The 11,653-nt window shown below is 71.7% G+C and carries 11 protein-coding genes; 3 read left to right on the top strand and 8 right to left on the bottom strand.

The genetic code is table 11. From position 1 onward, the window contains the following. Nucleotides 1–852 (bottom strand): pirin family protein (locus C1I93_RS22660; protein ID WP_111245318.1); only part of this gene is annotated, 852 nt, incomplete at its 3' end. 29 nt (nucleotides 853–881) lie between these two features. Continuing rightward, a complete protein-coding gene (locus tag C1I93_RS22665; RefSeq protein WP_111245319.1) occupies nucleotides 882–1,700 on the bottom strand; it encodes a toast rack family protein in 819 nt (272 codons plus the stop codon). A 205-nt stretch (nucleotides 1,701–1,905) separates the two neighbouring features. On the opposite strand from C1I93_RS22665, the gene gdhA reads away from it, so the two are divergent. After that, complete coding sequence (gene gdhA, locus C1I93_RS22670; protein WP_111245327.1) at nucleotides 1,906–3,243, top strand: NADP-specific glutamate dehydrogenase; 1,338 nt, start codon at nucleotides 1,906–1,908, stop codon at nucleotides 3,241–3,243. A gap of 82 nt (nucleotides 3,244–3,325) precedes the next feature. Here the strand turns inward: gdhA and C1I93_RS22675 are convergent, their stop codons facing one another. The 3 genes from C1I93_RS22675 to C1I93_RS22685 form a co-directional block, all read right to left on the bottom strand. Beyond that, nucleotides 3,326–3,994, bottom strand: coding sequence for a hypothetical protein (locus C1I93_RS22675; RefSeq protein WP_111245320.1), 669 nt, complete (start codon nucleotides 3,992–3,994; stop codon nucleotides 3,326–3,328). 13 nt (nucleotides 3,995–4,007) lie between these two features. After that, the gene (locus C1I93_RS22680; protein ID WP_223256283.1) at nucleotides 4,008–5,708 is read right to left on the bottom strand and encodes a DUF4012 domain-containing protein; all 1,701 of its coding nucleotides are present in this window, start codon (nucleotides 5,706–5,708) and stop codon (nucleotides 4,008–4,010) included. A 171-nt stretch (nucleotides 5,709–5,879) separates the two neighbouring features. Next, nucleotides 5,880–7,148, bottom strand: a complete 1,269-nt coding sequence (locus C1I93_RS22685; RefSeq protein WP_111245321.1) for a glycosyltransferase family 4 protein — start codon at nucleotides 7,146–7,148, stop codon at nucleotides 5,880–5,882. A gap of 159 nt (nucleotides 7,149–7,307) precedes the next feature. Here C1I93_RS22685 and C1I93_RS22690 point away from each other — a divergent pair, with 159 nt between their 5' ends. Next, complete coding sequence (locus C1I93_RS22690) at nucleotides 7,308–7,862, top strand: arsenate reductase/protein-tyrosine-phosphatase family protein (protein ID WP_111245322.1); 555 nt, start codon at nucleotides 7,308–7,310, stop codon at nucleotides 7,860–7,862. Here the strand turns inward: C1I93_RS22690 and C1I93_RS22695 are convergent. Further along, entirely contained in the window at nucleotides 7,843–9,294 is a 1,452-nt protein-coding gene (locus tag C1I93_RS22695) for a tyrosine-protein kinase domain-containing protein (RefSeq protein WP_111245323.1), read from the bottom strand. The genes C1I93_RS22690 and C1I93_RS22695 overlap by 20 nt on opposite strands. Nucleotides 9,295–9,644: 350 nt before the next feature. Here C1I93_RS22695 and nhaA point away from each other — a divergent pair, with 350 nt between their 5' ends. Next, nucleotides 9,645–10,970 carry a Na+/H+ antiporter NhaA gene (gene nhaA, locus C1I93_RS22700; RefSeq protein WP_111245324.1) on the top strand — a complete coding sequence of 442 codons (1,326 nt, stop codon included), beginning with the start codon at nucleotides 9,645–9,647 and terminating at the stop codon, nucleotides 10,968–10,970. A gap of 28 nt (nucleotides 10,971–10,998) precedes the next feature. On the opposite strand, the gene C1I93_RS31265 is transcribed toward nhaA, so the two are convergent. Together C1I93_RS31265 and C1I93_RS22710 are read right to left on the bottom strand one after the other, a co-directional pair. Further along, on the bottom strand, nucleotides 10,999–11,298 hold the full coding sequence (locus tag C1I93_RS31265) for a hypothetical protein (protein ID WP_146603559.1): 300 nt from the start codon (nucleotides 11,296–11,298) through the stop codon (nucleotides 10,999–11,001). Continuing rightward, a complete protein-coding gene (locus C1I93_RS22710) occupies nucleotides 11,295–11,642 on the bottom strand; it encodes a DUF1622 domain-containing protein (RefSeq protein WP_111245326.1) in 348 nt (115 codons plus the stop codon). Before C1I93_RS22710 ends, C1I93_RS31265 begins: the two co-directional genes overlap by 4 nt. Nucleotides 11,643–11,653: the final 11 nt, after the last annotated feature.

An 11,653-nucleotide genomic window follows, 5' to 3' on the forward strand; every position in this document is an offset into this window, starting at 1 on the left:
GTCCTCCCGGGCGGCAGCGATCTCCTCGTGGCTGCGGCCGACGAAGTTCCACCACATCACCAGGGGTTCGGCGAAAGGCTCGCCGCCGAGCAGCATCAACCGGGCGGCGGGCGTGCCGCGTACGGTGACCGCGTCCCGGCCCGCACCGAGCCAGAGCAGTGCCCCGGGCGTGACAGGCACTCCGTCGGCCTCGGCGACGCCGTCCAGTGCCAGCAGGGCGTACTCGAAGTCGGGTCGCAACGGCAGTCCGACCGGGGCCGTGCCGGCCAACTCCAGCTGCGCGCCGAGCAGCGGCGTGTGCACCCGGGCCGGTGAGCGCTCGCCACCGAACTCACCCACCAGCAGGGTGACGCTCAGCTCGCCGACGCGCCAGCGGGGCAACTCGGCGTGGTGGGCGAAGTCGGCCTCGCCGGAGCGGGCCGGGTCGGGCAGCGCCACCCAGAGCTGCACGCCGTGCATCAGCGGCGGGTGTGCGGCCGGGGAACGCTCGGAATGCGCGATGCCGTGACCGGAGGTCATCACGTTCAGTTGGCCGGGACGGATCGGTTGAACGTTGCCAAGGCTGTCACGATGCAGGATCTCGCCGTCGAGCAACCAGGTCACCGTCTGTAGACCGGTGTGCGGGTGCGGTGGCACCTCCATGCCCGGCCGCTGGGCCACGTCGTCGGGGCCGAAATGGTCCACGAAGCACCAGGCCCCGACCATCCGCCGGGTGCGCTGCGGCAGCAGGCGGCGCACCGTGGTGTACCGCCCCAGCGGCACGTCGTGGCCGGGCAGCAGCACGCTGCCGGGATCGGCGGTGGCCACACCGGGCGGGCGGGTCTGCGCGGGCATCGACTCGGTACGCTCCACGTGCCGACTCTACGCCCGCCCCGCGCCGCTCAGCCCGGGCGCACGGTGACGATGTGCGCTCCGGCGACCAGGTCCAGGAGGATCCGGCCGGCGACCTGATCCCAGTTCGGCGAGCCGAACACCGTCCCGGCGGGCACGCCGTCGCGCCGTTGCTCGTACACCTGGACCGCCCCGGCCCCGGAGCCGGCCCGTACCCGGACCGGTACGCCGCCGCCGACGCGGACATCGAAGAGGTTCACCCCGCCGGTCACCCGCACCACCAGCCCCCGGTCGACCTTGGGCAGCCGCAGCTCGGTACGGGTGGCCCCGCCGGCGAACTCCAGTGCGGTCAGCCGCGCGGCGGCGAGGTCGAGTCGCCGGTCGGTGGTCCCGCCGGTGATCCGCAGGTCCCAGCTGACCCGGGCGTTGAGCAGCACCTCCACCTCGCTCGGCAGCTCGTCGATCCGCTCCATCCGCAGCCGCAGCCGGTCACCGGAGAGTTCCGCGCGGGGCCGGGCCCCCGAGTCGTCCGGGCTACCGATGCGGTACAGCTCCTCCCCCAGCTCCACCACCGTCAGGTGGAACCGGGTGACCCCGTCGACAAGTTCGAACTCGGCGGACCGGCGGCCGGCCAGCGGACCGGACTCGACGGCGGTCAGGCTCTCCATCCCGGCCCGGGCCGCCCCGCCCAACCCGCTGGTCCCGTCGGGCGCGGCGGTGGCGGTGGCCGCGGGCGGCACCGGTTGCCCCTCGCCGGAGAAGACCCGGCCCACCCGGTACGGATCGGAGAGGATCACCACCACCGCGACGGCACCCAACCCCAGCACCAGGACCGCGGCGGCGGCCAGCAGCCGCGCACCCACTGTCATGCCTGTCCCCTTCCCCCCACTGCCCTACCAGGAATTACGCGGCCGAGAGCGGGAAGGATCAGTGGTACGTCGAGGAAAACCGCTGGCCAGGCTGGTCCGCTGAACCGGACGGCGGTGACGAAACGTATCCGGGGGCGGCCGACGCGACGTCGTCGGCGAGGTACGGCAACGACGCCGCACCTGAGGCGGAAGGGACGTGTCGGTGATGCCGGAAACGGTCGAATCGGTGTTCGCCAGTGTGGTCGCCCGCAACCCGGGTGAGCCCGAGTTCCACCAGGCCGTACGGGAGGTGCTGGAGAGCATCGGCCCGGCTCTGGCACGGCACCCGGAGTATGCCCGGGCCCGCATCATCGAGCGCATCTGTGAGCCGGAGCGGCAGATCATCTTCCGGGTGCCGTGGGAGGACGACAGCGGACGGATCCAGGTCAACCGGGGATTCCGGGTGGAGTTCAACAGCGCGCTCGGCCCGTTCAAGGGTGGCCTGCGCTTCCACCCGTCGGTCTACCTGGGCATCGTGAAGTTCCTCGGCTTCGAGCAGATCTTCAAGAACGCACTCACCGGACTGCCGATCGGCGCCGGCAAGGGCGGTGCGGACTTCGATCCGAAGGGGCGCTCGGACCGCGAGGTGATGCGGTTCTGCCAGAGCTTCATGACCGAGCTGTACCGGCACATCGGGGCGCAGACCGACGTGCCGGCCGGCGACATCGGCGTGGGCGGCCGGGAGATCGGCTACCTGTTCGGCCAGTACAAGCGGATCACCAACCGGTACGAGTCGGGCGTGCTCACCGGCAAGGGGCTGGCGTACGGGGGCGCGCAGACCCGCACCGAGGCCACCGGGTACGGGGCGGTGTTCTTCGCCGAGGAGATGCTCAAGCAGGCCGGGGACAGCCTGGACGGCAAGCGGGTGGTGGTGTCGGGTTCGGGCAACGTGGCGATCTACGCCATCGAGAAGGTGCACCAGCTCGGCGGCACCGTCATCGCCTGCTCGGACTCGGCCGGCTACCTGCTCGACGAGAAGGGCATCGATCTGGAGGTGCTGCGGGAGGTGAAGGAGCGGCGACGCGGCCCGCTCGCCGACTACGTACGCGAGGTGCCACACGCGGTCACCGTCGCCGACCGTACGGTCTGGGAGGTGCCCTGCGAGCTGGCCGTGCCGTGCGCGACGCAGAACGAGATCGGTGGTGCCGAGGCCGCGCAGCTGGTCGCCGGCGGCTGCCGGGCGGTGGTGGAGGGGGCGAACATGCCAACCACGCCGGAGGCGGTACGCATCCTCGGCCGCGCCGGGGTGCGGTTCGCGCCCGGCAAGGCGGCCAACGCGGGTGGCGTGGCGGTCAGCGCGCTGGAGATGCAGCAGAACGCCAGCCGGGAGGCGTGGACGTTCGCGGAGTCGGAGCAGCGGCTGCGGGAGACCATGCGGGACATCCACGCCCGGTGCTGGGCCACCGCCGAGGAGTACGGCCTGCCGGGTGACTACGTGGCCGGGGCGAACATCAACGGGTTCCGCCGGGTGGCCGAGGCGATGCTGGCGCATGGTCTGATCTGACGCAGCCACGAACGCACCCGGTGCCCGCCGGATCTCTCCGACGGGCACCGGGTGCGTGCCGGGCCCTGCCCGGCGTGCTGGGTCAGTGGGTGCCACCCGCACCGAAGCGGTTGCGCCGGCGCCACAACATCGTGCCGAGCAGCAGCACCGTGCCCGTCGCCACGAGCCCGCCACCGACCTTCAGCGGTGTCTCCAGGCTGCTGCCGGTGACCGGCAGGTGGTGTGGCGGCTTTGGCTTGTGCCGGGGCAGCACCCGCAGCTCGGTGCTGGCCGTCAGCCCCGATGTGCGGCCGGTGGCGGTGATGGTGTAGATCCCGGGCCACTTGGGCGTGAACGGGATGCGGAAGTCACCCCGCGAGTTGGTGCGCGCGGTCAGGTGGATCCGGTAGGACCCGCCGTCGTGGCCCCCCTTTTCCTCGCCGTCCGGATCGCCGCCCGGGGCGTTCAGCGGGACGCCGAGTGCGCCGCCGCCCTCGCCGCCTGCCAGCGGACGTCGTATGAGCACGATGTCCACGATCTCGTTCGGGCCGAAGTTGCGGCCGATGATGTCCACCGTCTCGCCGACGAAGGCGGTCGCGGGATCCACCGACAGCGACGGCGGACCCGGCGGGTACGGCGGTGGTTGAGGTGGGCCGGTGGGCGTGGTGGTCGGCGTCGGCTGCGGCTGCGGCGCTGCCGCCCCCGCCGCGGCCGGCACGGCCACCACGGCCAGTCCGACCATAGTTGCCATGATGATGCGGGTGAGCCGCATGGTTCGTTCCCTCCTACTGTGAACAGTTGGGTGCGGTGACCACATGGGTGGTCCACGGGGTGGCGGTCGGGGTCAGCCACAGCTCGGCGGCGCCGCTGTCGGTCGGGCCGGTCAGCAGCGAAACCTCCAGGGTTCGGGAGTCCCCGGGGCCGACCTCGACGTTCACCGTCGCCACCTGCCGGTGCCGTTCGGTTCCGGCAGCCATCGGTGTCCGCGTTCCGTCCAGCCGGGCGTCGCGGACCACCCCGCCAGCCGGTCCGTAGACCGAGACCAGGGTCCGCAGGGTGTACGGATCCCCGGCCATCGCCAGCCCGGTGACGGACCTGCTGAGTCCGGAGGCCGGCGCGGTGGACCGGAGGGTCACCCGGAGCTTCAGTTCCCGGCGGCGGTCGGTGCCGCAGTCGCCGACGGTCAGGTCGGCGGACTGCCGTAGGTAGTAGCCGAGCTTCGCGCCGCTGCCGTCGTTGAGGAACACGCCGACCGTCGGCACGGTGTCCTGCTCCGGAAGCACCCCGGCCATCCGGCTGTCGCCGAACATCCGTTGTTCCTCCGGTCGGGCACTCCAGAACAATATCCGCCGTTCCTGGATGGAGCGGTCAAAAGCGGTCAGAAGACCACTCGACTGCACCTTTCGTGTGAACAGCACGTCGAAGACGGTGGCCGCGGCGGTGGCGAAGAACGAATCCTGTTCTGCCGGCTCGAGCCGCTGGTAGGTGTCGTGGAGCAGCGTCTTCACCGCGTTCTCTGCGGTGAGCGTCACCCCACCCGGCACCCGCACCGGCCCGGTCACCGTCAGCAGGTACGACAGCACCACCGGGTCGACCGCGAGCACCCCATCGGCCGTCTCGCCCCGGTCTCGGCGGTACATCTCCCGGAACAGTGCCGCCGCGGTCGGGAAGTGTGGGCTGAGATTGACGTCCGCGGGATACAAGCCGGGCAGCTCACCCCAGAGCGCCCGCAGCTCGGTCGGGACCGTCAGCGGGTCGTCGAGCGCGACGACACTGGCGCCACTGCCCTGGTCGCCCAGGCTGACCCGGCCCCGGTCGGCCTCGATCACCGCGTACGCGCCGAAGATGCCGCCGGTGGCGCGCAACTCGGCGGAGTTCTGGGAGACCAGCAGGTACCGGCGAGGGCCGTCCGCGCCGAGCAGCGGCGGCAGCAGCCGGCCGGCCCGCTCGGCGGCCGAGGTCATCGCGGCCAACCTGTCGAGTTCGCCGCGCAACGTCTCCAGCGCCGCCCGGACCTGCGTGATCAGCCGGTCATCACCGACCGCGGCCAGTTCCGTCCGGATCCGCCGCACCGCCGCGTCCACCTTGACCAACTCGTCGCCGAGGGTCCGCAGTCCGGCCAGGTCCAGCCGGCCCTCGCGCGGCGTCAGCACCCCGAGGTCGACCCGGACCAGCGCCGGAAACGCCTGACGGGCCAGGTCGTCGATGGCGATGGCGATCTGCCGCACCGCCGAGAGATTGGCCCCCGCGTACGGCACCGGCCGGCCCAACGACCACTCGAAGCCGCCGGTGGCCCGCAGGGCCGCATTGGACTGCCCCTGCAACGCGCTGAGCACCCGTTCGGCCCGCTCATTGTCGCCGCTGACCAGGTGGGCACTCAGTTCGCCGGCGAGCCCGGCGGCGTTGACCAGGTGGGCACGGGCCTGCCAACCCCGGAACCCGACCCAGCCGGTGAGGCTGAGCAGCAGGGAAGTGGCCACGAGCACGCCAAGCAGGGCGCGACGCAGTCCGATCCGCCTCGGCCGGCGGGTTCGTCGACGCCGACGGCGCGGACTCTCGCTCTCCGTCACACGCACCCCACTTCAGGAAACGGACAGTAAGCACACTTGTTTTATCACTCTAAGCGGCTTTTGATGAATTGAATGATGATTTGTGTGCTATGAGAGTTTTATTCGCTGTGCACCCGATCTGACCTCGGCCACCGACTCACCAGGCCGGACCGCCGCCACCGCTTCCCGCAGCAGCCGCTCGACCCGGTCCACCCCCGCCGACAGCGACATCTCCCGCAGATACGCCTCCCGCCCCCGCCGACCCATCTCGACGCGCGCCGGCGGGGGAATGTGCGCGGCCAACCAGAACCGGTCGGCCAGGCTCGCCCAGTCCCCCGGCGGGCAGGAGAGCCCAGCTCGGGCCCGCTCCACCAGGGCGGCGGTGTCCCCACCGGCCGACGCCACCACCGGCACCCCGCACGACAGCACCGCCGGGAGCTTCGCCGGCACACTGCGGTGCAGTTCCGGCAGGTCCCGCAGCATGATCAGTTGGTAGTCGGCCGCCGCGTACAACTCGGGCATGTCCAGCGGGGACCGCCGCTCCACGAACCGCACGTTGTCGGCCCCCAGTTCGGCGGCGAGCCCGCGTACCCGCTGCTCCTCCGCGCCGGAACCCACCAGGACCAGGTCCATCGTGTCGCCGAGGGCGGCCGCCGCCCGTACCGCGGTCGTCAGACCCTGCCGGGCACCGATCGTGCCGGCGTGCATCACCACGCACCGCTCGTCGCGCCGGACCAACCGACGTGCGGCCGTGCTGGCCGCGGTGGGCTGGAAGATCCGCTCCTCGGTCCAGTTGAGCACCAACCGGACCCGGTCCGGGTCGGTGCCGGCCGCGACGACCGCGTCGCGCAACGACGGCGCGGTGACCGCGACCACTGTGGCGGTGCGGTACGTGCGGATCATGGCCGCACGGACCCGGGCCGCCCACCGCCCGTCGTCGGAGCCGTCCCGCGCCTCCTCGGTCCACACGTCGGGGACGTGCAGCACCACAGGCACCCGACCGAGCAGGCGCAGCAGCGCCGCCGAGGCGAACGCCGTGGCCGGCGGCTGGTACACGTACAGCGCGTCGACATCGGCGAAGAGACGGCGGCCGACAAGCGCCGCGCTGCCGGCGAAGGAGAGCCAGGAGGCCGCCCGACCCCGCGGGTCTCCGTCGCCGCTGCGGTACCGCAGTACCCGCCGCACCGTCAGCCCCCGGTTGTGGGTCTCGTGGCGCCAGCGCTGCCGCCACCCCGGATAGACGTGCCCGCCCGGATAGTCGGGAAAGCCGGTGAGCACCCGTACCTCGTGGCCCCGCGCCGCCAGTTCCTCGGCCAGGCTGCCGGGGATGAACGCCGGCTCCGGCGGAAAGTGATACGTCAGGATCCCGATCCGCACCCCGGTACCTCCGTCCCCACCGTCCCGCTCGGCGCGGCGCGAGCGAGCACCGGCACCAGGGCTGCGTACGATGCCGACAACCCCTCCCCGGGCGGTCGGCCGCGACCGTCCCTGATCCCGGCACCGCCACCCGCGATCGCGACGTCGAAGGGGTTCCCCATGGTCAACCGGGTGTTGTTCGTCTGCCACGCCAACCTGTGCCGCTCACCGATGGCCGAGTTCACCGCACGCCGACTGCTCGCCGGCCGGCCGGTGACCGTGGCCAGTGCCGGCACCGACGCCATGGCGGGACTGGCCATGCATCCGTACGCAGCCAAGATCACTGTCGAGACGGGCGAGGACCCGACCGGCTTCCGGAGTCGGCGGCTCGCGCCGGAGCACCTCACCGACGCGGTGCTGGTGCTCACCGCGACCCGCCGGCAGCGCTCGTTCTGCACGGCGCTGGCACCGGCGGCACTGCACCGCACCTTCACCCTGCGCCAGTTCGGCCGGCTCGCCGCGACGGTCGAGGCACCGCTCGACGGGCACGACGAGCCGCTGCGGGCGGCGGTGGCGGCGGCCGCACTGGCCCGGGGTCGGCTGCAACCGGCCCTGGCGGACGCCGACGACCTGGTGGATCCGGTCGCCGGCACCCTGGAGGACTTCCGACGCTGCGCGCAGGAGATCGAACGCGCGCTGCGTCCCCTTGCCACGCTCATCGGGACAGCCGGGTGAGTTCCTCGGCGTTGTCGACAGGCTCGTCGGCGGCGGTCTGCTCGGCGTGCCGGCCCGCCGTGGCGCGGTCCACCGGCAGCGAGCTCGACAGCACCTGATACGCCTCGTACTGGTACGCCTCGGCCTTGGCCAACTTGGCCATGTTCAGCACACAGCCCAACAGCCGTACGGAGACCGCGTTGAGCGCGCGGGCGGCCGCGGCCACCTGGGTCCGCGCGGTACGCCCGTGCTGGCTGATCAGCAGGGCGCCGTCGGCCTGCACGGCGACCACCACACCGTCGGTGACGGCGAGCAGTGGGGCGGTGTCGATGATGACGATGTCGGCGGACTCCCGCAGCGCCAGCAGCAGGTCGGCCATCGCCTTGGAGCCGAGCAGCTCGCTCGGGTTGGGCGGAGCCGACCCGGCGGGCAGCACCAGCAGCGACTTGTCGCCCCACCGTTGGACCACGTCGCCGACGGGTACGTCACCGACGAGCACGTCGGTGAGGCCGACCGCGGAGTCGATGCCCAGGTAGTCGCCGACCTTGGAGCGGCGCAGGTCGGCGTCGACAAGCAACACCCGCCAGCCCGCCTCGGCCAGGGTGATCGCAAGGTTGCACGACAGCGTGGTCTTGCCCTCGCCCTGGAGTGCGCTGGTGATGGCGATGACCCGGGCCGGCTCGTCCGCGTCGACGAAGCGCAGGTTGGTCCGCAGCTTGCGGATCGCCTCGGCGCGGGCCGAGGCCGCGGCGACGCCGATGATGAGTGGGGCCGTCCGGGCGTCGTTGTCGAGCGGGATCTCGCCGAGCAGCGGGCTGTCGGTCACCCGCCGCAGGCTGGCGCCGTCGCGCACGCGCAGGTCGGCTATGCCCCGCAGGATCGCCAGGCCGACCCCGGCCAGCAGGCCGATGAGGGTGCCGATCAGGACGTTGCGCACCGGTTGCGGCGACACCGGGCTCGGGGTGACCCCTGGCCCACTGATCACCTCGATCTTGATGGGGCCGGCGCTTCCGTCCGGCCGCGTCTCGACCTGCTTGACGAGTTCGACGAACTTCGCCGAGACGGCTTCGGTGACCCGCAGCGCCCGGGTCTGGTCGGTGTCGACCACCGAGGCCCGGAGCAGGACCGTGCCGGTCTCCGTCGAGGTGCTGATCCGGCCCCGGACCTGCTCGGCGGTCAACCCGAGCTGGTTGTCGGCCACCACGCTGCGGGCCAGCCGGTCACTGGTCAGCAACTGCTCGTACGACTTCACCCGCTGCTGAAGGAAGAGCCCGCCCTGATAGGCGTCGCTGACACCCTGGCTCGGTGTGGTGACGAAGTAGGTGACCGTGGCCAGGTACCGGGGCTGGGCCCGGACCGTGACCAGGGCGGTCACGCCGAGGGACACCATCAGCGTGACCAGGACGATCCACCAGTGTCGGCGGACGAGACGCAGTTGGCGCAACGGGTCCATCAGGCATGCCTCCGCATCGCACCGGAAACGCCAAAGAAATTCACGAAAACCCCCAATGTTGGCCTCATCTCGTCAGACCATTAAAACGGCCTTTTACAGCTTATGTCACCGATTGTCGGTTTCCTTGAGATCGATGCACGCCGGGAAGTACAACCGGACAACAGGCCCGCCGGAATCGCCCCCGGCCCGGAAAACTCAGGTCTTCGCCGACAGCGGCACAGCTCAGGTGGGGACAGGCGCGATCCGCTGTAGTCGCGGTGGCCGTCCCGGCCGGATAGGATCATCGCCGGTGTGCCGGGAAGCCTGGTCGGCGAGCGATTTGCCATTCCCCGTGACGAGGTGGACCCCGCATGACCGACCAGAGCCCACGTCCCGAGCGCCACGGCGTTCGCCGACTCTTCACCCGTACCTCCTGGCCGGAAGCGCGATTCCTGGCCGACGTGCTGCGCACCGAGACCGTCGGTGGCGCGCTCCTGCTGTTCGGCGCCGTGATCGCGCTGGTCTGGGCGAACTCACCGTGGGGTGGCGCCTACGCGGAGCTGGGCCGATGGGTGCCCTGGTCCGGCGGTTCGGCCCTGCACCTCGATCTCGACCTGGCCACCTGGGCCGCCGACGGTCTGCTGGCCATCTTCTTCTTCGTGGTCGGCCTGGAGTTGAAACGCGAGTTCGTCGCCGGTGAACTGCGCGACCCGCGCCGGGCGGTGCTGCCGGTGGTGGCGGCGGTCGGTGGCATGGCGGCACCGGCGCTGATCTACGTGGGGGTCAACCTCGCCGCGGGCGGCGAGGGGCTGCGCGGTTGGGCCATCCCGACCGCCACCGACATCGCCTTCGCGCTGGCCGTGCTGGCCGTGATCGGGGCGTACCTGCCGCAGGGGCTGCGCGCGTTCCTGCTCACCCTGGCCGTGGTCGACGACCTGCTCGCGATCACCATCATCGCGATCTTCTACACCGACGACTTCAACCTGTTCCCGTTGCTCGGTGCCATCGTGCCGATCGCACTGTTCGGTCTGCTGGTGCAGCGTCGCCGCACCTGGTGGTGGGCGCTCATCCCGCTCGCGGCCGTCGCCTGGACGTTGATGCACGCCTCCGGTGTGCACGCCACGGTGGCCGGAGTGCTGCTCGGCTTCACCGTGCCGGTGCTCGCCGGCCGGCCCCGCGACGGCCGGCCCGCACCCGGCCTCGCCGAGCACCTCGAACACCGGTGGCGGCCGATCTCGGCCGGATTCGCCGTACCGATCTTCGCGTTCTTCGCCGCCGGCGTGTCGCTGCGCGGCGCCGACCTCGGCGCGGTGGCCACCGACCCGATCGTGCTCGGCATCGTGCTCGGACTGGTGGTCGGCAAGTGCGTCGGCATTCTCGGCTCGACGTACCTGCTGGCGCGCTTCACCCGGGCCCGGCTGGACGAGGACATCGCCTGGTCCGATCTGCTCGGGGTGTCGTTGCTGGCCGGCATCGGCTTCACCGTCTCGCTGCTGATCGGTGAACTCGCCTTCGGCTCCGCCGGCGAGGGAGGCAACGTCAAGGCCGCGGTGCTGACCGGTTCGCTGATCTCGGCGCTGCTGGCCACGCTGGTGCTGTCGCGCCGCAACCGGGCGTACCGCGCGATCGCGCTGAAGGAACAGGTCGACCTCGATCAGGACGGCGTGCCGGACGTCTACCAGAAGCCCGGCGGCTGACCGGCGGTGCGGCGGCCCCGGCGCAGGGTCAGGGATCGGTGCCGGGGCGTCCACCGACGGACTCGGCCGGGTGACCCCGCTCCGGCGGCCGCCACCACTGGTAGTTGGCGAGCAGGGCGCTGCGCAGCAGCATGCGCAGCGCCACGATCGCGACGACGGCGGCCAACTCCCGCAGGCTCTGGCCGCCGGCCAGCCCCACCAGACCGGCGGCGACGAGCAGGTCGAGCAGGACCGCGAGGGCGGTCGGCCAGGATCGGGTGGTGACCAGGGCCACCGCGGCGGCGAACGCGCCGAGCACGGTGATGATCGCGGAGAGGGTGCTGGTCACCGCGATCCCTCCGGCGCGGCGATCTGCCGCTGCTCCTGCTCGATCTCGCGACGCAGAACGTAGTTCAGCACGGTACGGATCGCGGCGATGGCGGCGAGCTGACCGATCTGGGCGAAGGTCGGCGACAGCGCGGTACGCAGGATGTCGGCCGCGAGCTGGAACTCCAGCCCCAGGGTGAGGAACCGGCCCAGGGTAAGCCGGATCCGGGTGAACACCGCCGCGTCGCGGAAACGCACCCCGTCGACCACGAATCGCACCAACGCCCACGCGACCCCGGCAGTGATCACCACCACCCCGACGAACTCCACCGCGGTCACCACCACCTGATGACCGTGACGAATCACCCCCCCAACAT

Origin of the sequence: Micromonospora endophytica, from assembly GCF_003236305.1 — a bacterium.
Lineage (GTDB): Bacteria > Actinomycetota > Actinomycetes > Mycobacteriales > Micromonosporaceae > Micromonospora > Micromonospora endophytica.